The sequence below is a fragment of the Stutzerimonas sp. S1 genome (genome assembly GCF_025966695.1).
GTDB lineage: Bacteria > Pseudomonadota > Gammaproteobacteria > Pseudomonadales > Pseudomonadaceae > Stutzerimonas.
In genome coordinates this window covers 334389-360522 of record NZ_JAOEIY010000002.1, presented here as the reverse complement: position 1 = coordinate 360522, position 26134 = coordinate 334389, and the positions used below count along the sequence as shown (strand labels likewise).

Annotated in this window: 23 protein-coding genes and 1 pseudogene; 8 read left to right on the top strand and 16 right to left on the bottom strand. The window is 62.7% G+C overall.

What is annotated here, in order from left to right; genetic code table 11:
- Window positions 1–2 precede the first annotated feature (2 nt).
- The 3 genes and pseudogenes from N8H22_RS05600 to N8H22_RS05590 all read right to left on the bottom strand — a co-directional run bounded on the left by N8H22_RS05600 (window position 3) and on the right by N8H22_RS05590 (window position 3541).
- Window positions 3–1019: pseudogene (locus N8H22_RS05600) on the bottom strand (TRAP transporter substrate-binding protein).
- Between the two features lie 62 nt (window positions 1020–1081).
- Window positions 1082–2359: a TRAP transporter large permease subunit gene (locus N8H22_RS05595; protein ID WP_264589626.1), complete on the bottom strand. Its 1278-nt coding sequence runs from the start codon at window positions 2357–2359 to the stop codon at window positions 1082–1084.
- A gap of 51 nt (window positions 2360–2410) precedes the next feature.
- Entirely contained in the window at window positions 2411–3541 is a 1131-nt protein-coding gene (locus N8H22_RS05590) for a gluconokinase, GntK/IdnK-type (protein ID WP_264589625.1), read from the bottom strand.
- 176 nt (window positions 3542–3717) lie between these two features.
- Here N8H22_RS05590 and N8H22_RS05585 point away from each other — a divergent pair, with 176 nt between their 5' ends.
- Complete coding sequence (locus N8H22_RS05585; RefSeq protein WP_264589624.1) at window positions 3718–3996, top strand: peptidylprolyl isomerase; 279 nt, start codon at window positions 3718–3720, stop codon at window positions 3994–3996.
- An 8-nt stretch (window positions 3997–4004) separates the two neighbouring features.
- On the opposite strand, the gene zapE is transcribed toward N8H22_RS05585, so the two are convergent.
- The 12 genes from zapE to N8H22_RS05525 all read right to left on the bottom strand — a co-directional run bounded on the left by zapE (window position 4005) and on the right by N8H22_RS05525 (window position 18000).
- Entirely contained in the window at window positions 4005–5111 is a 1107-nt protein-coding gene (gene zapE, locus N8H22_RS05580; protein WP_264589623.1) for a cell division protein ZapE, read from the bottom strand.
- 124 nt (window positions 5112–5235) lie between these two features.
- Window positions 5236–8193 (bottom strand): response regulator, encoded by a 2958-nt coding sequence (locus N8H22_RS05575; protein ID WP_264589622.1) that lies wholly within the window; start codon window positions 8191–8193, stop codon window positions 5236–5238.
- Window positions 8194–8207: 14 nt separating this feature from the next.
- A complete protein-coding gene (locus N8H22_RS05570) occupies window positions 8208–9440 on the bottom strand; it encodes an EAL domain-containing response regulator (RefSeq protein WP_264589621.1) in 1233 nt (410 codons plus the stop codon).
- A 29-nt stretch (window positions 9441–9469) separates the two neighbouring features.
- Entirely contained in the window at window positions 9470–10516 is a 1047-nt protein-coding gene (locus N8H22_RS05565; RefSeq protein WP_264589620.1) for a chemotaxis response regulator protein-glutamate methylesterase, read from the bottom strand.
- On the bottom strand, window positions 10513–11340 hold the full coding sequence (locus N8H22_RS05560) for a protein-glutamate O-methyltransferase (RefSeq protein WP_264589619.1): 828 nt from the start codon (window positions 11338–11340) through the stop codon (window positions 10513–10515). The genes N8H22_RS05565 and N8H22_RS05560 overlap by 4 nt, the downstream gene beginning before the upstream one ends.
- A gap of 7 nt (window positions 11341–11347) precedes the next feature.
- Window positions 11348–11869: a chemotaxis protein CheW gene (locus N8H22_RS05555; protein WP_264589618.1), complete on the bottom strand. Its 522-nt coding sequence runs from the start codon at window positions 11867–11869 to the stop codon at window positions 11348–11350.
- Window positions 11870–11877: 8 nt separating this feature from the next.
- Window positions 11878–13509 carry a methyl-accepting chemotaxis protein gene (locus N8H22_RS05550; protein ID WP_264589617.1) on the bottom strand — a complete coding sequence of 544 codons (1632 nt, stop codon included), beginning with the start codon at window positions 13507–13509 and terminating at the stop codon, window positions 11878–11880.
- 51 nt (window positions 13510–13560) lie between these two features.
- The gene (locus tag N8H22_RS05545) at window positions 13561–15501 is read right to left on the bottom strand and encodes a chemotaxis protein CheA (protein WP_264589616.1); all 1941 of its coding nucleotides are present in this window, start codon (window positions 15499–15501) and stop codon (window positions 13561–13563) included.
- 9 nt (window positions 15502–15510) lie between these two features.
- Window positions 15511–15786, bottom strand: a complete 276-nt coding sequence (locus tag N8H22_RS05540; RefSeq protein WP_264589615.1) for an STAS domain-containing protein — start codon at window positions 15784–15786, stop codon at window positions 15511–15513.
- Window positions 15787–15789: 3 nt separating this feature from the next.
- Window positions 15790–16155 carry a response regulator gene (locus N8H22_RS05535; protein WP_264589614.1) on the bottom strand — a complete coding sequence of 122 codons (366 nt, stop codon included), beginning with the start codon at window positions 16153–16155 and terminating at the stop codon, window positions 15790–15792.
- A gap of 12 nt (window positions 16156–16167) precedes the next feature.
- Window positions 16168–17283: a methyl-accepting chemotaxis protein gene (locus tag N8H22_RS05530; protein WP_264589613.1), complete on the bottom strand. Its 1116-nt coding sequence runs from the start codon at window positions 17281–17283 to the stop codon at window positions 16168–16170.
- Between the two features lie 111 nt (window positions 17284–17394).
- A complete protein-coding gene (locus tag N8H22_RS05525; protein WP_264589612.1) occupies window positions 17395–18000 on the bottom strand; it encodes a response regulator in 606 nt (201 codons plus the stop codon).
- A gap of 491 nt (window positions 18001–18491) precedes the next feature.
- Here N8H22_RS05525 and N8H22_RS05520 point away from each other — a divergent pair, with 491 nt between their 5' ends.
- Window positions 18492–20081 carry an ABC-F family ATPase gene (locus tag N8H22_RS05520; protein ID WP_264589611.1) on the top strand — a complete coding sequence of 530 codons (1590 nt, stop codon included), beginning with the start codon at window positions 18492–18494 and terminating at the stop codon, window positions 20079–20081.
- 66 nt (window positions 20082–20147) lie between these two features.
- Here the strand turns inward: N8H22_RS05520 and N8H22_RS05515 are convergent, their stop codons facing one another.
- A complete protein-coding gene (locus N8H22_RS05515) occupies window positions 20148–20978 on the bottom strand; it encodes an undecaprenyl-diphosphate phosphatase (protein ID WP_264589610.1) in 831 nt (276 codons plus the stop codon).
- 272 nt (window positions 20979–21250) lie between these two features.
- Here N8H22_RS05515 and N8H22_RS05510 point away from each other — a divergent pair, with 272 nt between their 5' ends.
- The 6 genes from N8H22_RS05510 (at window position 21251) to N8H22_RS05485 (ending at window position 26126) form a co-directional block, all read left to right on the top strand.
- A complete protein-coding gene (locus N8H22_RS05510; protein WP_264589609.1) occupies window positions 21251–22885 on the top strand; it encodes a methyl-accepting chemotaxis protein in 1635 nt (544 codons plus the stop codon).
- A 353-nt stretch (window positions 22886–23238) separates the two neighbouring features.
- Window positions 23239–23508, top strand: a complete 270-nt coding sequence (locus N8H22_RS05505; RefSeq protein ID WP_264589608.1) for a hypothetical protein — start codon at window positions 23239–23241, stop codon at window positions 23506–23508.
- Window positions 23509–23675: 167 nt separating this feature from the next.
- A complete protein-coding gene (locus tag N8H22_RS05500; protein ID WP_264589607.1) occupies window positions 23676–23963 on the top strand; it encodes a hypothetical protein in 288 nt (95 codons plus the stop codon).
- Window positions 23964–24007: 44 nt separating this feature from the next.
- On the top strand, window positions 24008–24700 hold the full coding sequence (locus N8H22_RS05495) for a DUF421 domain-containing protein (protein WP_264589606.1): 693 nt from the start codon (window positions 24008–24010) through the stop codon (window positions 24698–24700).
- 100 nt (window positions 24701–24800) lie between these two features.
- Window positions 24801–24965, top strand: a complete 165-nt coding sequence (locus tag N8H22_RS05490; protein WP_264589605.1) for a hypothetical protein — start codon at window positions 24801–24803, stop codon at window positions 24963–24965.
- 45 nt (window positions 24966–25010) lie between these two features.
- A complete protein-coding gene (locus N8H22_RS05485) occupies window positions 25011–26126 on the top strand; it encodes a DNA topoisomerase IB (RefSeq protein ID WP_264589604.1) in 1116 nt (371 codons plus the stop codon).
- Window positions 26127–26134: the final 8 nt, after the last annotated feature.

The following is a 26134-nucleotide window of genomic DNA, read 5'->3' as shown; positions in this document are numbered from 1 at the left end:
CCCTAATGCGCAGCCTTCTCCACCTCGGCCTGCACCTGGTCGAACAGCTCCTGGCCGACCGCGTCGATCACCGTCTGGATCGCCGGTTGCGCCTGCTCGCGCATGCGCTGGATCTGTTCCGGGCTGACCTCGTTGATCTGCATGCCCCGCTCCTTCAGCGCCGCCAGGGCCTGGCTGGCCTCGTGCCGAGTATCCTCGCGTTCGGCATCACGGGCCTTTTCCGCGGCGTTCATGAGGATGCCCTGCTCGGTCGCCGATAGCCCGTCCCACCAGCGCTTGGAAACCGTGACGATCCACGGGCTGTAGACGTGATTGGTCACGCTCAGGTACTTCTGCACCTCATAGAACTTGGAGGACAGGATGGTGTTTTAGGGGTTCTCCTGGCCGTCGACCGCCTTGGTTTCCAGCGCGGTGAACAGCTCGGAGAACGGCAGCGGCACCGCGTTGGCGCCCATGCGCTTGAAGGTGTCGATGAACACCGGATTGGGCATCACGCGCAGCTTGATGCCATCGAAGTCCTCGAGCTTCTCGATCGGTCGCGCACTGTTGGTCACGTTACGAAAACCGTTCTCCCAGTACACCAGCCCGACCAGGCCCTTATCTTCGAGCTTGTCCATCACCTGCCGGCCTACCGGGCCGTCCAGTACCTGATCGGCCTGGCGCGGATCGGTGAACAGGAACGGCGTATCCCACACCGCCATTTCCTTGCTGATGCCGACCAGCGTCGCGGTCGAGCCGACCATCATCTCCTGCGCGCCGCCGATCAGTGCGTTCTGCATCTGGTCGTCGGAACCGAGGCTGGCGGAGGCGAAGGTGCGCACCTTCAGCTTGCCGCCCGAGGCCTTGGCCACTTCATCGGCCAGCAGCTTGGCCGCCCTGCCCTGATTGCTGTCTTCGTTGAGCCCGTAGCCGAAGCGGATCATGCGTGGGCGGATGTCGTCCGCGGCCTGCGCGTAACCGAGGCTGAGCGTGCTGCCGAGCAAGGCGGCAGCCAGGGTGCTGATGAGGAGTCGTTTCATGTCGGGATACCTTCTTGTTGTTGGATGTTGGGTTGTTGAACGCTGGGATTGCACGACCGGCGTTACCGCAGCCAGGCCAGCGGTACGGTGATGATCGAGGGCACGGCGATGAGCAGCCCGACGATGACCAGATAGATAAGGAAGAACGGCATCACGCCACGCACCAGGGTCTCCATGCGCAGCCGGCCGATGCCGCCGACCACATTGAGCACGGTGCCCACCGGCGGCGTGATCAGCCCGATGGAGCCGATCAGCACGAACATCACGCCGAAATACACCGGATCGATGCCGGCCTTGATCGCGATCGGCGCCAGCACCGGACCGAGGATCAGGATGGTCGGGGTCAGGTCCAGCACCATGCCGACGGCGATCATCAGCAGCATGATGGCGATCATCAGCAGTTTCGGGTCCTGCGCCAGCGGGCCGAGCATCGCCGCGATCTCGTCGGGCAGCTGGGCAAGTGTGATCATGTACGCCGACACGGTTGCGGCGGCGCAGAGAAACATCACCGAAGCCGTGGTGCGGCTGGCACGGGTCAGCACCTCGACCAGCCCGGCCCAAGTCAGCTCGCGATACAGCAGAGTCGAGACCGCCAGCGCGTAGACCGCGGCGACCACGGCGGCTTCGGTCGGGGTGAACAGCCCGCCACGCAGCCCGCCAACGATGATCACCGGCAGCATCAGCGCCGCCGCCCCATCGACCAGCACGCGACGGCGCTCGGCGGCGCTGGCCTTTTCCTGTTTCGGTTCGTCGATCCGCCGGGCGATCAGCGTCCAGGCGACGATCAGACCCATGCCCATGATCAGCCCAGGCACCATGCCGGCGAGAAACAGCTGGCTGATCGACGTGCCAGTCACCACGCCGTAGATCACGAACGGCATGGAGGGTGGAATGATCGGTGCGATGATCCCGCCCGCCGCCACCAGGCCCGACGACGAACTCAGCGGGTAGCCGCGCTCGCGCATCATCGGCAGCAGCAGCGTTGCCAGCGCGGCGGTATCGGCCAGCGCCGAGCCGGACATGCTGGCCAGCAGCACCGAAGCGGCAATCGCCACGTAACCCAGGCCGCCACGCTTGTGACCGAAATAGGCCTGCGCCATGGCGATGATGCGCCGCGAGATGCCGCCGGCGTTCATCAGCTCGCCAGCAAGAATGAAGAACGGCACCGCCAGCAGCGGGAAGCTATCGGCACCGGCCTGAAGGTTCTGCGCCAGCAGTTGCACGTCCCAGAAATCCAGGTACCACATCAGCACCGAGCCGGTGAGCAGCAGCGCGAAGGCGATGGGCATGCCAAGGGTCATGAAGCCCAGCAGCGAAGAAAGGAAGACGACGACGATCATGAAAGGTCCTCGGTTGGGCAGTGCCCGTATTGTTCTGAGTGCGGCGTCGCTTCAGTCCGCGGTGACATTCGCAGCGGCGGTGGCCGATGGCTGATCGCGCCGCCAGACATTCACCAGCTGCAGCAGCGCCAACACCGCCAGCGCGACCATGCTGGCAGCCACGGGCAACATCGCCAGGCCCAGCGGGTAGCCGACTACCGGGCTGTTGATAGTCCAGCCGAACTGCATCTGATTCCAACCACCCCAGGCCGCCAGGCCGCTCGCAGCCGCCACCAGCAGCCAGCTGAGAGAGTCGACGACGCGGCGGAACAGCCGCGGGAAACGGTCGCGCAGCATGGAGAAGCTCATCAGCTCGCCGCGGCGCATGCTCGAAGCGACGCCGACGAACACCAGCCAGACGAATGCCAGCCGCGACAGCTCCTCGGCACCGGTCCAACCGGTGCCGAAGGCGTAGCGCAGCACCACGCTGGAGAACACCACGATGACCATGAAGGCCATCAGTGCGGCCATCAGCCAGTCGGTCAGGCGGTCGAACTGCTGGGCGACCGCGCCGCGGTAGATCGGCTCGTTGGTCAAAGGTGGCGCCGTGGTAGCGCTATCAAACGGGCGCGAGGAAAGATCGACCCGGGTTTCAATAAGCTCATCCAGACCGGCGCCCTGCATCCAATCGACGATCTGGCGCAGAACGTCTTCGCGGGGCTGGCTGGCATCCACGGTCAATACGCCGGGTTCGCCCTCGGGTGATTCGAGGGTGGCGAACTGGCTGTCGACCAGGGAAATCGGCATGAAATGCCCCGGCCTGCCGCCGACGCGCTGCACGGCGGTTTCGTAGTCGATGGCCAGATGAGCGAAACGCAGCTCCGGGACCGCACTGCGCAGCAACTCCCGGTAGCTGCGCTTGAGCGCCGAGCAAGCCAGCACGAAGCCGCTGCCTGCCGCTAAAGTGCGCTGCATTTCAGCGATCAGCGCGTGCAGCCACTCCACGCGGTCGGCATCGGACAGCGGCGTGCCGGCACGCATGCGCGCCACGTTCTCTGCCGGGTGAAAGTTGTCCGCCTCGATGTGCGGCAGGCCGAGCGCGTCGGCGACGGCGTGGCTGGTATCGGTCTTGCCGGAACCGCTGACGCCCATGACGACCAGCACCGGAAGTGCAGAAGCCTTTGAGGGATGCACTGAAGGCATGCGAGGAATCCATTGTTTTGCTTGTTTGGCCGGATGTTAGCGCTATCACCCACAATGGTAGAACTACCGCCCATCGACCTTACGCATGCGAAGTGCTTGTATCGGCGCGGCGCTACGGTCGACATTCGCGGTGGCACGACTACAATCGCGCCCCTGTGCAATCGAGGATACCGAGCATGCCCAAAGCCATGGCCCGCCACATTCTGGTCAAGACCGAAGCCGAAGCCACGCAGCTGAAAAAGCGCATCGCCAATGGCGAGGCATTCGACGTACTCGCGCGCAAATACTCGACCTGCCCGTCCGGCAAAAAAGGTGGCGACCTCGGCGAAGTGCGCCCGGGGCAGATGGTGCGCAGCATCGATCAGGTGATCTTCAAGAAGCCGCTGCGCGAGGTGCACGGCCCGGTAAAGAGCCAGTTCGGCTATCACCTGGTGCAGGTGTTCTACCGCGACTGAGACAGCGCTCAGCCAAAGCGCTGCAGCTGCATTTCCTGCAGGCGACTGAGCGTGCGGCGGAACGGGAATGCCAGATAGCCCTCGGTATACAGCTCGTCCAGTGCCACCTCGGCTTCGATATAGAGCGGAATCCGCCGGTCGTAGCACTCGTCCACCAGCGCGATGAAGCGGCGCACGGCATCATCCCGCGCGGCGAGCCTGGGCAGCTGACGATCGCCCGCCACCACCCGCGAGGCGCCATCCTCGGTGCCGCGGGCGATGCGTCCATCGCGTTGGGTGCCGCCCAGTTTCGGCACGTCGCCAATCAGGATCGCTGTGAAACGGTCGCACAGCTCGATGAAGTCCAGCGCCGAAAACGGCTGTTCGCAGAGATCGGCGAAGCGGCACCAGAGCACCGATTCGCTACGCCGCACGACGTCGAGCTGGCGACGGCTGAGTGACAATGGCTCGACACTGACCGGTCCATCGGCCAGCGCTTCGAACGTCGCGGCCAGCGCGCCGCTGCCGGGCTGGGTGATCCAGTAGCGCTGCAGCCCCGCGCCAGGACGCAGGCGGTGATCGGCGCCGCCATCCACATCCACCACCTGCATGTGCTGCACAATGGCATCGATGGCCGGCAGAAAGCGCTCGCGATTGAAGCCGTCGGCATACAGCTGCTCCGGCGGCTGATTGGAGGTGGCGACGATCACCACGCCGTGCTCGAAGAGCACCTGGAACAGGCGCCCCAGGATGATGGCGTCGCCGATGTCGCCGACGAACAGCTCGTCGAAGCAGAGCACGCGAATTTCTTCCGATAGCTCCTTGGCCAACGCCTGCAGCGGATCGGCCGTGCCGTTGAGCTGGAACAGCCGGATATGCACCCAGCGCATGAAATGGTGGAAATGCTGCCGCCGCGACGGAACCGTCAGGCTGGCGTGAAACAGGTCCATCAGCCAGGTCTTGCCGCGCCCCACCGGGCCCCAGAGGTAGACGCCGGGGGCCGAAATCCCGCCTTGCTGCAACACTTGATGGCAGTCCTGCAACAGCTCTACTGCACGCAGCTGGGCGGCATCGCTGACAAATCCCTCACGGGCGATGGCCAGCTCGTACCTGGCAAGCGGAGACGACTGATCCATGACATCGGCCTGAATGAAAAAAGGCCGTGATGTTAACGCAGCCATCATGGAAACGCAGGCAGTGCCGCCACGTCCGGAACGGTCCAGTCCATGCGAGCGATGACGCCTGGAGAAGGCCGCTCCGCTAACGCTCCGGTGAAACCAGCGCTGCCCCGATCGCCTTGAGCAATCGATCGAACTCCGCAACAAAATCGTCGTAAACGTCGGTCCAGATGCGCTCCTCACGCAGGCACATCTCTAACGCCGTGCTGAGTTGCTGCAGCCGCTCGGCGCCGAGCGTCGCAGCCAGCGATTTGAACTGATGCAGCGACTCCTTGGCATCCTCGACGCGGCCGTTCGTCAGGCTGATGTGCAGCCCTTTCGCCACATCCGCGTAATCACCGACAAAGCGGCTCAGCAGGCTTGTATACAGCTCATGGTTATTCAACAGTCGCTCAAGCGCGGCTTGCTGATTAAGGCCGTCGATCGCTGGTAATGCTGGCTGTCCTTGCACCTGTACAGGCTCGGCGACGGGGCGCTGGGGCGCACGGCACAGCCAGCGCTCCAACACCGCCTCCAGATGTCTCGGATCAATGGGTTTGGCCAGGTAGTCGCTCATCCCGGCCTGCAGGCAGCGCTCGCGGTCACCGCTGAGATTGTTGGCGGTCAGGGCAATCACTGGAAGGTCGGGATTATCCAGTCGCAGCCTGCGAACCGCTTCCAACCCGTCCATGACGGGCATCTGAACATCAAGCAGGACCAGATCAATGTCGGGATCGCTGGTCACGCGCTGCAACGCATCCACACCATTGGCCGCCGTGGTCACCTCGAGTCCCAGCGAGGTGAGCTGCTCGCAAGCCACCTCCTGGTTAAGCGGGTCATCCTCTACCAACAGCACGCGTCGACCGCGCAGGGAGTACTCATCGAGCGCATCACCACACTCTTCACCGTCCGCCGTTTGTCCCACCACGGTTTCCAGCGAGAGGGCCAGACCGAACAGACTGCCTACGTTCGGCTCGCTGCGCGCGATGAGGCAACCGCCAAGCAGGCTCGCCAGCTGTGCGCAGATCGCCAGCCCAAGCCCCGTACCACCGTAACGGCGCGTGATGGAGTCATCCAGCTGCTGGAAGGGTTTGAACATCTCCTCCAGCTTGTCGGCCGGCATGCCAATGCCGCTGTCCTGAACCTCGAAACAAAGATGGCAGTACGCGCCGCGGGTCTCATCCAGCCGAACCCGCAGCGAGATACTGCCGCGCTCGGTGAACTTGATCGCGTTATCCATGAAGTTGATCAGAATCTGCACGATGCGCAGCGGATCGCCGTAAAACCGCCCGGGCAGTTGCGGATCGATGTCCACGATCAACTGTAGCGGCTTGCCCCGGGCGCGCTCGGATACGATGTCCATGACGCTTTCCAGCAGCCGCTGGAGCGAGAAAGCTACCCGCTCGATCTGCATTTCACCGGCTTCGATCTTGCTGAAGTCGAGGATGTCGCCGACGACTTCCTGCAGGTGCTCCGCGGACTTGAGAATCTTGTCCAGGTAGCCATCCACCTTCGCCTCGCGGTTGCTGCGCCGGGCCAAGTGCGCCAGCCCTACCACGGCGTTGAGCGGCGAACGAATCTCGTGGCTCATGTTGGCGAGGAAATTGGCCTTGGCCTGGGCGGCCGCCTCGGCCTCTTCCTTGGCTGCCACCAGTTCGACGGTTCGCTCATGTACCTGTCTTTCCAGATCAGCCGCCAGCGCGCTCAAGGCGAGCCGATCGCGGGCCTGCTCGGTTTCCTCGATGGCGAGACTGCCCAGTGCCCGGAGCTCACCCTTGTTGTCGAGTATGGGAAACGCGATCAGGCGATAGGCACGAAAGTCAGCCTGCTCTACGCTTGTTCCCCTCGACACGAACTGGCGTTCCTGCGAGATACCGGTGCGCAAGGTTTCCCGCTGCGTTTCCCACACCAGCTGGCTTAACGGAGGCAGTTCGCTGCTCAGGCCGCCATCGCACAGATCGAGGCTACCCCAGCTCTCGACATCGGAACCTCGTACAGCCGCATTCTCCAGTTTCATGCACCCTTCCGGATCACGTATGCGGACCATCAGCGGCAAGTGATCAAGCACCTGCCGGTAAAGCGATTCGCGCTCGGCAAGGTGGTGTCGATCACGTCGGGTTCGCAACGTCAGCCAGATCACCAGGGCGACGGCCGTCGCGCACAAGGTCAGAATCAGGTTGCGCCCAAGTCGATACGCACCATACAGCGGCAGCAGGTCATGCTCGACGACCAACCCCAGATCGAGCTCATCCAGCCAGAGCGCCGCGCCCGCAACCTGCGTGCCGTCACGATCAACGTAGCCTTCGGAATAGCGGACCGAGTCATGGCCGGGACCGAACGTCAGGCCGCTTGATAAGTGCCATGTATCGCCGATCCCTGAAGACGAGGTGAGCCGCAGCCCCTTATCGTCTACCGCAAACACCCGGGTCTGTGGCCCTTCCAACCTTGCCAGCAACGCCCCCAGTTCGTTATCCAGCGCCAGGCGCAGGCATAGCACGGGCGGGCGAACCTGCTCAGCGCGGCCAGCCTCGACTCGTGCACAGGCCATCTGCATGAGCGTGCCTGCCGGCAAGATCTGCTCAGGGTTCAGCAACGGCACCGGCGCCGGAAATGGGCGCGAAATGGCCGCGCCCTCGCCCTGACTGCGCAGCAGCATGTCACTGGCTGGCTCCGGCAGCGCAAAGGTGCGCCGATGTGGCTGGTTGCTGTCACTTATCACCCGCAGGTCGCCATCGAACAGCACGTGTCCTACATATCCCTGCCCCAGATACAGCGGGCGCAGGTGTTCGGCCAGATAGGTATCGACGCTGGCATCGGGGGTGTCCGGCCGGCGAGCCGCCCAGGCCTGCACGTCATGCCGCTCCGTCATTCCCCGAACGGCTAACAGGTGGCGGTGCTGCCAGTACTGCAGCAAATCCTTCATCACCAGCATTTGCGCGCCGAACTGGGCGGCATTATTGGCCGCGACCTTGCTGCGCACGACTTGGAGCGCTGCGAGGGTAAGCAACACCAACAACAGGCAGGCGCCTATTGGGGCAAGTAGACGGGAGAACCTGGCCATGCGCTGCACCGATCTCACTCAACGAGCCAGTCGTTGAGGGACGTCCGGCCCTTGTGCTGCAGGTGCCAGTCGGCAAGTCGCTCGGCTGGCATCGGTCGCGCGAACAGGTAGCCCTGCCCTGAATGACAACCCAGCAGCTCAAGCAGCAACAGGTCATCCTTGCACTCGACCCCTTCGGCCACGCAAGGCAAGCCGAGCTTGTGTCCCGTCTCGATCGCCGAGTACAGGATCGCCCGCGCACGCCGGTTCTGATGGGCCTCGCAAACGAAAGCACGATCGATCTTGAGCTCGGTGAACGGCAGACGCGAAAGCTGGCGCAGGGTCGAAAAGCCGGTACCGTAGTCGTCGATGGAAAGGCCGAAACCGGCCAGGCGCAGACGTCCGACGGACGCCAGCGTCACCAGGGGATCGTCCATCAACGCACTCTCGGTGACTTCGAGGATCACCTGGCTCGGATGACAACGCGCAGTCGCCACCAGATGAATGAGGTCATCGGCAAAATGACGGTTGGCCAGCAGGCTGATATCGACATTCAGGGCGATGCTGATGGACGCATCCTGCAAGCTCAGCAAATGTTGCAGGGCCTGCCGTACCAGGCTGAAGGTCAATTCGCAGAGCTGGCCACTGCCGGTGGCCAGGGGTATGAAATCGGCTGGCGGGATCAGCTCGCCGTCCGGCTCCAGCCAACGCGCAAGCACTTCGTAGCCGGTTACCCTTCCGCTTCGCAGGTGCACCTTGGGTTGGTAGAAGGGCCTTATGCATCCGCGCTGGAGCGCTGACTCGAGCTCAACTTCGTTAGGCAGCGGCTGCGCACGCTCGGCACGCCCCTGGTCCTCTCGGCGCCGCCCCGCCAGGGACAGCAGCCGGTGCAGATCACGGCCCTCGATCGGCTTGCGTAGACTGCCGAGCAGAGGCACACCCGCCGCCTGCATCATCCCTTCGACCGTACAGATCAGCGCTTCCTCACGGGCGCTGACGATTACCACTTCGCAGAAAATCCGCTCCTCACCCAATCGCTGCAGTAACTCGATGCCGTTCATCCCCGGCATCTCCAGATCGACCAGCAGCAGCGGCAGCTCGTCGCGACAATGCTGCAGGATCGCCAGGGCAGCTCCACCATCATCGACCTGCTGAATTCGATGGAGACCGAGCGCCCTCAGCAACGCGCAGAGCAGCTCGCGCTGAAAGGGGCTGTCCTCGACGATCAGCACCTGCCGCGCGCGGACTGCTTCCGGCAGTTCAGCCAACCCCGCCCCTATAGATGGTTCCAATGCTGTCAAATCTTCTGTCCGTAATGAGCGATCCGCTCGGGCAGATCCTCCAGGTTGCAAATCTGCTCTACGCCGCCCAGGCGAATCGCTTCCTTGGGCATGCCGAACACCACGCAGCTCTCTTCGTCCTGCGCCAGGGTCGCCGCCCCGGCGTCGCGCATTGCCTTCAGCCCGCGGGCGCCATCATCGCCCATGCCGGTCATGATTACACCGAGCGCGTTGCGCCCCGCCGCTTTGGCCAGCGAACGGAACAGCACATCGACCGACGGCTTGTGGCGTGAGACGGGCGGGCCATCCTGCACCATCACCTGATACTGCGCACCATTGCGCCGGACGCTCAGGTGCAGGCCGCCCGGTGCAATCAACGCCCGCCCCGGCAATACACGGTCGCCATCCTGCGCCTCGCGAACCTCGATGTCACAGGCCGCGTCGAGCCGCTGCGCGAACTGCCGGGTGAAGTTCGCCGGCATGTGCTGCACGATCACCAGCCCGGTGCAGTCGGTTGGCATCCGCTTGAGCAGATATTCCAACGCCCGCGTTCCGCCAGTGGAGGTGCCGATGGCGACGATCGCATCAGTGGTCCGACTCAGCGCCGTGCTGACCAGGGGCGAAACACCGCTGCTTGCGAGCCTGGTCGGACGCGCCACGCGCCGCAGGCGGCTGGCGGCCGCCTGTCGCACTGTCTGCACCAGCTGCATACGCTGCTCCTGGATGAACTGTCCAACGCCAGCACCGGGCTTGCACAGGATCGCCACCGCACCGGCATCCATCGCATCCAGTGCGATGGCCGAGCCCTGTTCGGCCAGGGAGGAAAACACGATGGTGGCGATGGGGTCTTCCTGCATCAGCTGGCGCAGGAACGTCACGCCATCCATCCGCGGCATCTCCACATCGACCACCAGCACATCGGGGCGCAGGGTACGCAGCTTCTGGAACGCGAACAACGGATCGGGCGCAACACCGATCACCTCGATATCCGGCTCTGCCTCCAGCTGTTCGCGCAGCATCGAGCGCACCACGGCCGAATCGTCGACGATCATCACCTTGATCATGCCGACACCTTCCGCGCTGCCACCGATTCCGGCGCACGGTAGATCGACGGCGCCAGCTGCTGCAGCGGCAAATGGATACCGGTCAGCGATTCGCAATGGCCGATGATCAGCCATCCGCCTGGACGCAGGGCCGCACACAGGTTGTCCATCACTCGCTGGCGCGTCGGCTGATCGAAATAGATCAGGACATTGCGCAGGAAAATCACGTCAAAGGCCGCCGCCTCCGGCCAGGGGCTCAGCAGATTGTGCTGCTCGAAACGCACTCGGGCACGCAGCGCCGAATCGATCATCATCATTCCTTGATAAGCACCCGTTCCACGCCGGCAATAGCGCTTGAGGTAGTCGACCGGCAATAGCTCCAGGCGATCCTGACGATACAGGCCGCTACGTGCCTGCTGCAGCGCCCGGCCACAGATATCGCTGGCCACCACCTGCCAGCCATCGTCACCGAGCTGATCGCTCAGCACCATCGCCAGGCTGTAAGGCTCCTCCCCCGTCGATGACGCCGCGCACCAGACCTTGATCGGTCGTTCGTCGCAGCTGGGAATGATCTGGTTCTTGAGCCGGGCGAAATGGGCCGGCTCGCGGAAGAAGTAGGTTTCGTTGGTGGTCAGGCGGTCGAGCATCTCCGCTCGCTCCGCCTTTCCTTCCGGGCTGAAAACATGGGCGAGATAGGCATCGAAGTCTGCCAGCCCCAGCTCATCGACCCGGCGCCAGAGTCGGCTGACCACCATCGTGCTTTTTTGCGTCGTCAGAAGGATGCCAGCGGTCTGGTACAGCCATTGCTGAATCCTCTGAAAGTTGGCGGGGCTGAGCGGCTTCATCGAGGCATTATCCCGCCGCCGCAGCGACGACATCAGCCCCGGAGCCGGCCTCGATTAGCGTTTCCAGCTCTACCAGCGATAGCACCGAGGCGATATCGAGGATCGGGATGAAGCCCTGCTCACGGCGCAGCATGCCGATGACGAAGTCATTGCGCAGGCCAGTGCCGAACTGCGGCTTGCGCTCCACTTCGCCCGGTTCCACCTCACGCACTTCGGTCACCCCGTCGACCAGAACACCGAGCATGTGCAGGTTGTCGCCCTGCGCAACCTCGACGACCACGATGCAGGTTCGACGGTTGATGCGGGTGGGGTCCTGGCCGAAGCGCACCGACAGATCGAGCACCGGCACCACGGCACCGCGCAGATTGATCACCCCGTGAAGGAAACGCGGCGCCAGCGGAATTGCCGTGACCCCGGGGTACTCGATGATCTCGCGGATGGCGTGGATTCCCACACCATAGGTTTCGCCACCCAGGTTGAACATCAGGTACTGCCGTACCAGTTCGAGATTTTCCTCGGACTCAGCCATGGAACACCTCAGAAGCTAACGAAGAGTTTTTCATCGACGGAATCCGTCGACACGACGCTCTGCGCCGCACCGCGAGGACTCGCCGGGCGCGCGCTACGCGCATTGCCCGATGCCCGCTCGGCGCGCTGCTGCTCGGTCTTGAAGAACTGCATGACGCTCTGCAGTTGCAGCGCCTGGCTGCTCATCTCATCAGCGGTGGCGGAAAGCTCTTCGGAGGCCGAGGCGTTGGCCTGGGTCGTCTTGGAAAGCTCGACGATGGCGCCGTTGATCTGGTCGATCCCGGAGCGCTGTTCCTGCGACGCGGCAGCGATCTCCTTGACCAGATCGGCAGTCTTGCCGATCGACGGCAGCATCTCTTCCAGCAGCGTGCCGGCGCGCTCGGACATCTTCACGCTGGAACCGGCCAGTGCGCCGATTTCCTGCGCCGCCACCTGGGACCGCTCGGCCAGCTTGCGCACCTCGGCAGCCACCACTGCAAAGCCCTTGCCATGATCACCGGCACGCGCCGCCTCGATGGCCGCGTTCAGCGCCAGCAGGTTGGTCTGGTAGGCGATGTCATCGATGATGCTGATCTTGTCGGCAATGGACTTCATCGCGTCGACGGTTTCGCGTACCGCCTCGCCGCCCTCCTTCGCAGAACTCGCCGACTGAGTCGCCATGCTGTCGGTGAGGCCGGCGTTTTCCGCGTTCTGCGTGACGGTCGCAGCGGTCTCTTCGATGGAGGCGCTGATTTCCTCGACGCTGGATGCCTGCTCGGTAGCGTTCTGGCTGAGCGTGCCGGACGAGGCGGAAACCTGCTCGGAAGCCGAAGCCAGCGAGTTGGCCGAAGCGGTGACCTGGCCGATGACATCGGTCAGCCGCGCGACCATGCCATTCATCGCGGCGAGCAGGCTGTCCTCGTCGCCCTTGCGCAGGTTGACCTTCACCGTCAGGTCGCCCTGGGCGATACGCTGCACGACATCTCGGGCGTAATCCGGCTCGCCGCCGAGCTGACGCACGACCACACGGGTCAGCAACATGCCGAACAGAATCGCCGCCAGCACGGCCAGGGCGATGACGATCCCCATCACGACCTTCATCGAGGCGACGGTATCCGCAGCCGCCTGATCCGCTGCAGCGCCCTGCTTCAGCATCTCGCCGACCAGCGCCTCGAAATTACTTTCGATTTCGTGGGAAATCGGCCGTAGCGGACCATTGATGATAGCCATGCCTTCCGCAGCACGATCCTCTCGCGCTAGCGCCAACGCGCTCTGTACCCCGGCAATGTAGGCATCCAGGCCCTGCTGGATCTTGTCGGCGATCTTGATTTCCGCATCGCTCATCACCGTCTTGCGGTACTCGTCGAACGCATCTTGCGACACCTGCCGGTACTGGATGGCGCGCTTGACGGTTTCCTCCCGCTCGGCACCTTCCTGAGTCAGGAGCCGCAACGCGGTACGGGTGTAGATCAGGTATTGGGTGTAAGCGTTTTGCGCCTTGGCGGTGGCGACCAGGTTGTTCTGGTACAACCCGTTCAGCGCCTGGCCGACCGAGATAATGTTGCTCAGGCCATAGAGGCCCATGCCTGCGGCGATCAGCGCGAGCGTGAAGAACGCGCTGAGCAGCTTTTTAGCCAGACTGAGTTTCAAGAACCAATTCATCGTTAAGCCTCGAGCTTGAATCGAAAAGAAGTTGAACGACGGAAACGCCCGTCATGCAGCACTGCTGACCAGTGCGGGAATATCGAGCAGCAGCGCGACGCTGCCATCGCCGAGAATCGTTGAGCCGCTGAAGCCGCGCATGCTGCTGAGCAAGTTGCCCAGTGGCTTGATGACCGCCTGGATCTCACCGACGAAGCGATCCACCACGATGCCGGCGCGTTGCTCACCGCACTGCACCACCACTAGGCATTCACGGGCACTCGGCTTGCGGGAGATGCCGAAGCGCTCGGCTAGCCGCAGATAAGGCAAAGGTTGGCCGCGCAGGCTGAACACGTCGTTGCCGTTCTGCTCGCTGAACTCCAGGCATTCGACGACCAGATCCAGCGGCAGCACGAAGTCGGCATCGCCTACCGCGACCTGGAAGCCATCGATGATCGCCAGGGTCAGCGGCAACTGGATGCGGAAGGTCGAGCCTTGGCCGGGACTGCTCTCGATATCCACGCTGCCACGCAATTGCTCGATGTTCTGCCGCACCACATCCATGCCCACCCCTCGACCGGATAGATCGGTGACCTTTTCCGCAGTGGAAAACCCCGGTGCGAAGATCAGGTTGTGGATGTCACGCTCGGCCAGGTGAGCGTCTGCCCCTACCAGCCCGCGTTCGATGGCCTTGCGCAGGATGCGCTCGGTGTCCAGGCCGCGGCCGTCGTCGCTGATCTCGATGACCACGGCCCCGGAGCGGTGATAGGCGTTGAGCGACAGCGTGCCCTGCTCCGGCTTGCCGGCAGCCCGGCGGGCCTCGAGCGACTCGATGCCGTGGTCCATCGCATTGCGCACGATGTGCAACAACGGGTCGGTGAGCTTCTCGACCATGGACTTGTCCAGCTCGGTATCGGCGCCGCTGACCTTCAGGTCGATCCGCTTGCCCAGTTCGCGGCATACGTCGCGCACCACCCGCGGAAAGCGCTGGAACACCTCGCCGATCGGCACCATGCGCAGGTTCAGCGCACGATCACGGATCTGCTCCACCAGTTGACCCACGCCCGCCAGCAGTTCGCTGAGTTCAGGGTCATGGCGGCTGGCGCTGTGGCTGTTGCAGGCCGAGTTGCGAATGACCAGCTCGCCGACAGCGTTGATCAGCTCGTCGAGCTTGCGTGCGTCGACCTTGATGAACACCTGCTCCGCCGCACGTACCCGGGCATTGTCCGCCGTCTCGGCCTGGGCGCGTTCCGGTGCATCCGCCAGCGCGCCCGGCGCCTCGCATGCTGCGATATCGGAAGTCGGCAGTTCCTCAATCAGGATCTCGCAATCCTGCTCGATGAACTCCAGCGCCTGTTCGATGGCGCTGCGCGGGACATCCGCCTGCAGCTCCAGCACGAAGCCCAGGTGACAACACTCAGGGTCCAGTGCTTCCAGAGTCGGCAATTCGTCCTGCAGCACCTCTAGGGCAAGTACCTCGCCCATATCGGCGAGGTACTGAACGAACGGAATAGGATCCAGACCGTGCGCAAATACCTGTGGCTCCGGACGCAGGCTGATGCGCCAACGGCCGGCGTCGGTCACGGATGGGCCGGCGACGGAATCTGCGAGCGGCGTCGGCGCATCGCCCAGATAAGCGCTCAGCTCGCTGCACAGCGCGGCGCGCAATGCCGGATCGGGATCCTGCTCTTCACGACCGTCGGCGACGTTATCGAACAGTCGGCTCAGGTAATCGCCACAGTTGAGCAGGAGCGACACCAATCGCGCATCGATGCTCTGCTCACCTGCTCGTACATGCACCAGCAGGTTTTCCATCAGATGGGTGAAGTCGACCACCAGGTGCAGGTTGAACATGCCCGAGGAGCCCTTGAGCGTGTGGGCCGCGCGGAAAATCGCGTTGATTCGTTCACTGTCGGCCCCTTGCGTCTCGATGGCGAGCAACGCCTGCTCCATCTCGGCCAGCAGCTCGCGTGCTTCGTCCAGCAGCACGCTGCGAACGGCTTGCATATCCATGAGACTTCCTCAGTTATCCAGCAGCGACGTGAGTCGTACCCGGGCGAACAGTTGTTCGACGGCCGGGCTAGGTGCGGTCAGCGGAACGGATGGCAGCTGGCGACGGAGCGCCAGCAGCAGCTGCAGGCCCGCGCAATCGATTTCGCAGATGCCTTCCAGACTGACGGCAGATGGCGCCCCTTGCTCGATCTCAGCAAGCAGCAGCGCCTTCAATTCGGCAGCGCGTTCGATGGTGAAGGCACCACCCAGGCGCAGCAGCGGGGCCTGGTTGTCCGTTGCGATCATGCGTCAGATCACCAGCTTGGAAACGGCGTCGAGCAATACCGGGGGCTGGAACGGCTTGGTGATCCACGCCCGCACGCCGGCTGCCTTGCCCTGCTGCTTCTTGTCGTCGCTGCCTTCGGTGGTGAGCATGATGACCGGGGTGAACTTGTAGGCCGGCAGCTGCTTGGCCGCCTTGACGAAGCTGATACCGTCCATGTTGGGCATGTTCACATCGGACACGATGAGGTTGTATTTGCGGCCGTCCAGCTTGCTCAGCGCATCCTTGCCGTCCTGCGCCTCTACCACGGTGTAGCCGCCGCCGCGCAGGGTCAGACTGACCATCTGACGCATGCTTGCCGAGTCGTCGATCACCAGAATCGTTTTGCTCATGCTCGTTTCAACTCAAAAGAAAGTGATGGAGGAAGAAGAAGCGTTGGTAGCTTCGGCGCTGCGCCCCTCGTGCAACGCGCGCTGCTCCAACGTGGTGTAGGTGCTGCCAAGGCGTTCGAGCCACTCGCGCGCCTCCGGCAGCTCGCCGTTACCGGCATGCCGGGCCGCAAGCGCCTGTTCGAGACGCTGCATGTCGTCGCCGACATGCCCCATGATCTGGTCGACGCGATCCTGAAACTGCAGGTGCACCACCAGCTGGTTAAGCTCGCTTTCCAGTACCGTGCGCTCCTGCTGCAGCTGCTCGAGCGAGCCCTGCAATATCGCGGCGGTGTCGTTGAAGTCATGCACGATGTGCTCGACCAGCTGCTGCGACTCCTGCACGACGCCCTGCTCGCGCGCGGCGAACGAAGCCGAAAGGTCTTGCGCCTTCTCGATGACAGCGGTGACGGTCGCCACCGTCTCGCGGATCAGCTTGCCGGTCTCGCCAGACTCACTGGAAAGCTTGCGCACCTCGTCCGCAACCACGGAGAACCCGCGCCCTGCTTCGCCCGCCCGCGCGGCCTCGATGGCGGCATTCAGTGCGAGCAGGTTGGTCTGATCGGCAATCTTTCCCACCTGATCTGCCATGCGGCTGAGCTCATGGGTATGGCTGGCGATGCTGTCGATTTCGGCCAGCAGCAACGCGCGGTACTGCTGGGTCTGCAGCAATGCGTCGGTGATCTGGTGCAGGCCAAGCTCGGCCTTCTGTATGGTTTCGATGGCACGGCCACTCTGGCCGCTTTGCGGCGCGTCTGTGACCAGACGCTGACTCAACTCGGCAAAGCCCGATGACAGGCCGTTGATCGCCTCGCCAACCTGGCCACGCGCCAGCAACAGATGGCGCCCCCACAGCGGAAGCACGCCGGCGACGAGGGACTGCAGCTGTTCGTCCGTTTCGGCCTGCGGCCCGAGCGCTTCGGTTTGAGGTGACAGGGATTGATGAGCCTGATCGCGACGGCCGATGGCTGCACCCAGCAGCAACAACGCCACGGTGCCCCAGGCCACACCGAGCCACCAGGGCTCAGCCAGTATTCCGCAGAGGATCACATTGGCCAGAGCCAGGCCCCGTACCGCTTTCGGATGTCGCATGCCCGCTCAACTCCCCACCAATCAACAGGCGGGGATTGTGGTCGGCCAGCGGCAAACTGCCATGAGTAGAACTACTCAACGGATCAAGGGGAAATTACCCATGCAGGCGGCTCAGAGCAGCAGACGGACCAGCTCCACCACCGACGACACGTGCAGTTTGTCCATGATGCGCGCGCGATGGTTTTCGACCGTGCGTACGCTCAGACTCGCCAACCCGGCGATCTCGCGACTGGAGAGGCCTTGCACCACCCATTGCGCGATCCTGCGTTCCTGCCCGGTCAACAGGGCGAGACGCGCTTCGCGGGCCTCACGCTGCAAGCGCTCCCGGTGTCGTTCCTGGCTGACCGCAAGCGCCGCGTTTACGCGATCCAGCAACTGCTGGCCATGCACCGGCTTCTCGACATAGTCGAACGCCCCCCGCCGCATTGCTTCGACCGCGGTTCCCACATCGGCATGGCCGGTGATGAAGATGATCGGCGTATCCACGCCACGCTCAAGCAACTCTGCCTGTAACTGCAAACCGCCCATGGTCGGCATGCGCAGGTCCGAGAGGATGCACTCGCACGCCAGCGGCGCATACGTCTCCAGAAACGTCATCGACGAAGTAAAGCAGTGCACATTCAAACCTATGGAACGGAGCAGCGTCGCGTGCACCTGGAGGATGAACGCGTCATCGTCGATGAGGTACACACTGCCTTGCAACGCACGATTGTTCATAGGCGGCCGGGGGTGATTCCAGGTACAAGCGGGAGCGCGGCATTCTACGGCCGCTGCCTGGAGCATGCCAGACAGCGCAGCCAAAGCACGCCCGCCGTTAGCGGAAGACCTTGACATTCATGCCAACCAGACCGGCGCTGTACACATGAGAAGCCGGGGAATTCGGCTGTTCCGGTACTGCCGTTGCCCGGCTTGTGCAGCTTGGCACTCATCTCAGCCGCAGCACCCGCGTGGACCGTTTGCGGGTGTTCGAGACTGAAGGCGCTGGGTATTCGCCTTCGTCCTCCGTACAATGCGCGCCTTTCGTACACGACCATGCGCAAAGCGACACGTCCTGTACGTCCATTCCCAGCCACCCGATACACGAACCGGTATCGCCGTAGGCCGCTGGAACATTGTGAAGGGACATTTGGCGGCGATGGGCAAGCTACGCATGCCCGAAAGGCCCCAAGACTCACGACAACCCTCTGAAACCCGCGAGATAGAGCCTCTTGATTTCCACCGCTAATATCACCATGCAGTTCGGTGCCAAGCCGCTGTTTGAAAATGTTTCCGTCAAATTCGGCGGTGGCAACCGCTACGGTCTGATTGGCGCCAATGGCTGCGGCAAGTCGACCTTCATGAAGATCCTCGGCGGCGAGCTGGAGCCGTCTGGCGGGCAAGTGATGCTGGAGCCCAACGTGCGTCTGGGCAAACTGCGCCAGGATCAGTTCGCTTATGAAGACTTCAGCGTGATCGACACGGTGATCATGGGTCACACCGAGCTGTGGAGGATCAAGGCTGAGCGTGACCGCATCTATTCCTTGCCGGAAATGACGGAAGAAGACGGCATGGCCGTGGCCGAGCTGGAAGTGCAGTTCGCCGAATTCGACGGCTACACCGCCGAATCACGCGCCGGTGAGCTGCTGCTCGGTCTGGGCATCCCGCTCGACCAGCACTTCGGCCCGATGAGTGCCGTCGCGCCCGGCTGGAAGCTGCGCGTGCTGTTGGCTCAGGCGCTGTTCTCCGACCCGGAAGTACTGCTGCTGGACGAACCGACCAACCACCTGGACATCAACACCATCCGCTGGCTGGAATCGGTGCTCACGGCGCGCAACAGCACCATGATCATCATTTCCCACGACCGCCACTTCCTGAACGCGGTCTGCACCCACATGGCCGACCTGGATTACGGCGAACTGCGCCTGTTCCCGGGCAACTACGACGAATACATGACCGCCGCGACCCAGGCCCGCGAGCGCCTGCTGTCGGACAACGCCAAGAAGAAGGCGCAGATCGCCGAGCTGCAGACTTTCGTCAGCCGCTTCTCGGCCAACGCCTCGAAGGCCAAGCAGGCCACCAGTCGCGCCAAGCTGATCGACAAGATCCAGCTCGAGGAGGTCAAACCGTCCAGCCGCGTCAGCCCGTTCATCCGCTTCGAGCAGTACAAGAAGCTGCACCGCCAGGCGGTCACGCTGGAACGCGTCAGCCAGGGTTATGACGGTACTGCGCTGTTCAAGAACCTGAATCTGCAGGTCGAGGCCGGTGAGCGTGTGGCCATCATCGGCCCGAACGGGATCGGCAAGACTACCCTGCTGCGCACGCTGGTGGGCGAGATGCCACCGATGTCCGGCGAAGTGAAATGGACCGAAAGCGCCGACGTCGGCTATTTCGCCCAGGACCACGCCGAGGACTTTGAAGACGACGTGACACTGTTCGACTGGATGAGCCAATGGACCCAAGGCGGCGAACAGTTGGTGCGCGGCACCCTTGGGCGCATGCTGTTTTCCAACGACGAGATCAAGAAGTCGGTGAAGGTGATTTCCGGTGGTGAGCAGGGCCGTATGTTGTTCGGCAAGCTGATCCTGAAGAAGCCCAACGTGCTGGTGATGGACGAACCGACCAACCACCTGGATATGGAATCCATCGAGGCGCTCAACCTGGCGCTGGAGAACTACCCGGGCACGCTGATCTTTGTCAGCCATGACCGTGAGTTCGTCAGCTCGCTGGCCACCCGCATCATCGAACTGTCGGAAACCGGCGTGACCGACTTCAGCGGCAGCTACGACGATTACCTGCGCAGCCAGGGCGTGCTGGTCTGATCGTTCATCAAGTCACATGAAAAAGCCCCGCTTTCGCGGGGCTTTTTCGTTTCCAGGCTCAGCGCCCTAGCCCACCGCTGTGCTCCAGTCGATCAGGCCGAACTGCCAGGTCGCGAGGATCACCACGCCAAACACGATGCGATACCAGGCGAATGCCGCATAGCTGTGGTTGCCGATGAACTTCAGCAAGGCACGTACCGCCAGCATCGCGAAGATGAACGAGGTAACGAAGCCGATGGCGAACACCGGGAAGTCGCCGGGCTGGAACAGGTCGCGATACTTGTAGCCCGAGTACACGGCTGCGCCCACCATCGTCGGCATCGCCAGGAAGAAGGAGAATTCCGTCGCTGCCTTGCGCGACAGGCCGAACAGCAGGCCGCCGATGATCGTCGAGCCGGAGCGTGACGTACCCGGCACCAGCGCCAGGCACTGGGCAAAACCGACCTTGAGCGCGTGCGTCCAGTGCATGTCATCCACCGTTTCGGCTTCGATGCGATGGTCGCGGTTCTCTGCCCAGAGCATGACGACACCACCGATCACCAAGGCGGTGGCAACGGTGATCGGATTGAACAGGTAATGGTGGATCAGATCGGCGAACAGTACGCCCAGCACCACCGCCGGCATGAAGGCGATCAACAGGTTCAGCGTGAACTTCTGCGCCTGGCGCTCTTTCGGCAGCCCCACCACCACGCCGAGAATCCTACGGCGGTACTCCCAGACCACCGCAAGGATGGCACCCAGCTGAATGATGATGTTGAACGCCAGAGCGCGTTCGCCGCCGAAGCCGATCAGATCCGCCACGATGATCTGGTGACCGGTACTGGATACCGGCAGAAACTCCGTCAGGCCCTCAACCACACCCAGAATCAAAGCCTGTACGGCAATCCAAAGATCCATCTATTCCCCATCAGCGATGCAGACCATCGCGCTTGAAAATACAACAAAGGTATATGCCAGAGCGGCGTCTGGCCGCTGTTCTGACTCGCCACAGCCAAGTAAATTCCGCCGCGAGTAAAGAGGGGCTCATTTTTAGCCACACGCTGCCGAAAAGCTATTACGGGGAGCATTGGCACGGTGGCGAGCAACTACCGCTGGACTCCCCAAACACAGGTCGGGCCGTTGCCGACTCGCATAACAAGCAAAAAAGGCTCATCAGGAGTTCTAGCAAAATGAATCTGCTGCGAAAGTTTCCTATCAGCAAGCGTCTCTGGCTGATTCCTGTGGTTGCCATCGTCATGCTGTTCACACTCGGCATGCTGATGATCCAGCAGGTTCGTACCGACCTGTACAAAGGCAAGCAGGAGATGACCCAGCACGTGGTCGAAACCGCCGCCGGCATCTTCGATCATTACCGCAAGCTGGAAACCGCTGGCGCGATGACCACAGCGCAAGCCCAGCAGGCTGCCATCGAGCAGATCCGGGCACTGCGCTATGACGGCCAGGACTACTTCTGGGTCAACGATCTGGGTCCGACCATGATCATGCACCCGATGCAGCCCAAGCTCGAAGGTCAGGATCTGTCCAAGGTCAAGGACCCGACCGGCAAGGCACTGTTCAACGAAATGGTCACCATTGCCCGGCGCGATGGTGCCGGCGCCGTCGACTACATGTGGGCCAAGCCGGGCGAAGCCGATCCGGTGCCGAAGATTTCCTACGTACAGCTGTTCCAGCCGTGGGGCTGGATCATCGGCTCGGGCATCTATGTCGATGACGTGGAGGCCGAATTCAAGAACTACCTGGTGCGCTTCTCCATCATCGGCCTGTTCATTGCTGCAATCATGGCCGTGCTGGTCGCCATCCTGATTCGCAGCATCATCCGTCCGCTGCGCAATTCGATGTCGGCGATGGCCAACATCGCCAGTGGCGAGGCCGACCTGACGCGTGATCTCGATGTATCGGGCAACGACGAGCTGACGACTCTGGGCCGTGACTTCAACCGTTTCACCGGCAAACTGCGCACCGTGATTCGCCAGCTGCTCGATACGGCAGAATCGCTGGCGCAATCGTCCCGGACGCTCGGTCAGGTATCGGGCGATGCTTTCCAGCAGAGTCAGCAGCAGCTACAGCAGATGGAATTGGTCGCCACCGCAGTCAACGAGGTGACCTACGCCGTTCAGGAAGTAGCGAAGAATGCCGAGCACGCGGCCAACGAGGTCGGCGATGCCGAAACTCAGGCCGGCCAGGGTCAGATGAACATCGAGACGAGCCTGCAGCAGATCGATCAGCTGTCGTCGACCATCAGTCAGGCTGTCGGCGTTATCCAGTCGCTGGCCGACGAAACCACCAAGATCGGCAGTGTTCTGGAAGTCATCGGCTCTATCGCCGACCAGACCAACCTGCTCGCGCTCAACGCTGCCATCGAGGCCGCTCGGGCTGGCGAGCAAGGCCGCGGCTTCGCGGTAGTCGCCGATGAAGTACGCCTGCTGGCGCAGCGTACGCAGCAATCGACTGCCGAGATCCAGACCATGATCGAGCGCCTGCAGAAGAATTCCGGGGCCGCGGTTAACGTCATCATGGAAAGCAACCGGGCCTCGCAACTCACGGTCGAACAGGCCAGCCAGGCCGGCGAGAGTCTCGGGCAGATTGCCCAGGCACTGCGCAACCTGTCCGGTTTGAACGCCTCCATCGCCAGCGCCACCCTGCAACAGTCGCATGTGGTCGAGGACATCAACCAGAACGTCACCCAGGCTGCCGGCCTGGCTCAAGACAGCACCGACGCCGCCGAGCAGTCGCGCGAAGCCGGCAAGCATCTGGGCGAGCTGGCCGAGCAGCTGAACGGACTGCTGCGTCAGTTCCGCGTCTGAGCCGCCGCATCGGACGTCCCGGCTACTGCCGGGGCGTCCGATGCGAGGTCACCGATCAGCGTGATGCCAGGTGTTTTTCTCGAGCGGCAAGTTGCCGCAGTCTCAACAACCAGCCATTGGCGCTCGAACAACCTTTTCGGGTGCATAAAATCAATTAAATCATCTACTTAACGAACAAGATCGACTCCTGACCTCACAGCGCCAATCGTTATACTTTTGGCTAATTGCAAAAAAAGTCACGAATTCAGAATTTCGAGTGTGACTCGCAAGTCCTCTGCGTACATCAATGGAATGTACGGCCCACGCCAGGCTCCTGGCGGCGGCCCATTCAATCGCACAGAGAGACATGCCCAATGAACGCACCGCTCCGCATTAACGACGCCCTCCTGATCACCGATCGCGCTTTCAAACCATTCCAGTGCGTAGCCTGGACCCTGCCGGAAGGTAACGGCGAAGTCAGCATCACCGTTGTCGACCGCACTCAGGCCCGCCCGCTGGGCCGCTGCAAGATGTCCAGCAGCGTCTTTACCGATCCGGTCAAACTGGGCGAGGCGCTGGAGCAGACCCGCGAGCAGATGACCCGCGACGGTATCCACTTCTCTCCTTGGCACATGCCTGAATAAATCCGGCGCGTGTCTCCAGAAGGCCCGGCAGCTCTGCTCCGGGCCTTTTGCATTTCTGCTCCCCCACTCTTCGGCTCAGGGCACGCCGTGACTGCACTTCCAGCACGCGAATGACCGATTCGCCTGTTTCACGGTCAGTACTTACATCACCGGAACAGGAGAATCTCATGAAAGGTGCGCAAGCCTACGTCAACGACCAATGGCATAGCAGCGGCTTGGCCGACCTACCGCAGGGCCCCGAAGGTCACGAGATAACTTTGCATTTCGTCATTGCCCGCGACACCCAGTCCACCGGACTTATCAACCATATCTGCGAGGTCGCGCTGCAGCACCTGCGCGAGGCCTACCCTGGCCGCGACATCACTCACACGCCGGTGGTTGGCTCCGTAGTCGGTGACGGCAGCGGAGATGGAGTGAAGCTCGTCTATCACGTCGCGGCTGCTGAAAACCGCTAGGCGCCAGCGCCTGTAGAACGGCGCAAGAACGAGGACAAATTCCGATGACGCCCTTCGACTGGCAGCGCATCCTCCTCGACCAGTTTCCGCTGCTGTTCCTCTTGGAGGCGGCGATGCGTGCGCTGTTTGCGTTCGTTGCCGTCTTCGCATTCCTCAAGGTCAGCGGGCGCCGCGGCATTCGCCAGCTGTCGGTGTTTGAACTCGTCATCATCCTGACCCTCGGTTCCGCGGCGGGCGATGTGTCGTTTTATGAAGACGTCCCCTTATTGCCCGTCGCCGCGGTGTTCGCCACCCTGCTGGGGTTGTATCGCCTCACCGTGCTGTTGATGACTCGCAACCCGCGCTTTGGCGCCTGGCTGGAAGGAAAGCCGGTCACCATCATCCGTGACGGTATCTATGACCTGCACAGCCTCGACAGCCACGACATCTCCGCCGACGAATTTTTCATGGAGCTGCGCCAGCAAGGCGTGGAGCATCTTGGCCAGGTCAGGCTCGGCATCCTCGAAACCGATGGCGAAGTAAGCCTGTATTTCCACGACACGGCGGAAGTACGGCCTGGGCTACCGGTGCTCCCGCCGGAGTACCGGCCGGAGTTCCGCCAGGCCCCGGCCAGCGACATGTACGCCTGCAGCCGCTGCGGCTTCCCGCAGGCGTTGGAAAGCCAACAGAAAACGCCCTGTCCACGCTGCGGCAACTTGGGTTGGTGCAAGGCGCTGACTACTTCGCGCTTGCGCTGATACTGCAGCGCGAACCACATCGACAAGCCAGGGTCAGTTGAAGGGACCGGGCGCACGTTGGCGCCCCCCTTTCTTTCCGAGCAAAACGAGGAGCAGACCAATGCTAGGCGATTACTCCGCGATCAACGACCACCTCGATACTGCACGCAAGCATGCCGACCAAGCCGAAACCGAGGGCAAGCCGGCCCTCTATCGGGAAGCCATAGACGAGCTGGTCGCCGCCATCCGGCTGCTGATGCGCAACAGCTCCGAGCGCGACGCCTGACCGCGCAGGCTTGAGCCAAACCGTCCGGTAAGCGTGGGGCGTTCTATGCGAATCGATTCCGACCGCTCTGCACTTCCGCCCCTGGCGCAGGGTATACGCCCGGTACCCAGCGACGAAACCGGCGACAGCGGAACGTCGCTGTGCCCCGCCCTCCCCCCGGACCTGCGTTACGTCGACGACAGCCAACCAGGGATCCGGCGCAAACGGCAGCGTGGCAAGTTCGCCTATTACACGCCGCAGGGTGAGCGCATCACCGACGAGATACAGATCCGTCGTATCAACCAGCTCGCCATTCCCCCTGCATACCGCGACGTCTGGATCTGCCCGGACCCGCGGGGCCACCTTCAGGCCACCGGCCGTGACGCCCGCGGTCGCAAGCAGTATCGCTACCACGCGCGTTGGCGCGAAATACGCGACAGCAACAAGTACGAACGCATGCTTGAGTTCGGTGAGATCTTGCCGAAACTGCGCGCTCGACTGCAGCTCGATCTGGCGCGCGAGGGTCTGCCACGAGAAAAGGTGATGGCGCTAGTGGTGACGTTGCTCGAATCCACGCTGATCCGCATCGGCAACTCGCGCTACGCTCGCGACAACCGGTCCTACGGACTGACCACGCTGCGCACACGGCACGTGGATGTATGCGGAACGTCAATTCGCTTCCACTTTCGTGGAAAGAGCGGTGTGGAACACCGGGTAACGCTGCGCGACCGGAGGCTGGCGCGGCTGATGCGCAGATGCCTGGAGCTGCCTGGCCAGCAACTGTTTCAATATCTGGACGACGACGGCCAGCGGCATGCCGTCAGCTCGGGAGACGTCAACCAGTATCTGCGTGACCTCACCGGTCGCGACTTCACCGCCAAAGACTATCGCACCTGGGCAGGCAGCGCGCTCGCGTTGGAGCGCCTGCGGGCGTTGAAGTGGAACACCCAGGCCCAGGCACGCCAGCATCTGCTGGAGACGGTTAAGCAGGTTGCTCGCCAGCTGGGCAATACACCGGCGGTGTGCCGCCAATGTTATGTCCACCCGGCGATCCTGCAGGCCTTCAGCGATGGCGAGCTCACCGGGCTCAAGGCGGCGCGGCGGCGTAAATGGCTGAGCCGTGAAGAGGTGGCTTTGCTGACATTCCTCCGCAGCCGCTCGACAGACTCGCCACTGGCATGATCTGTGTG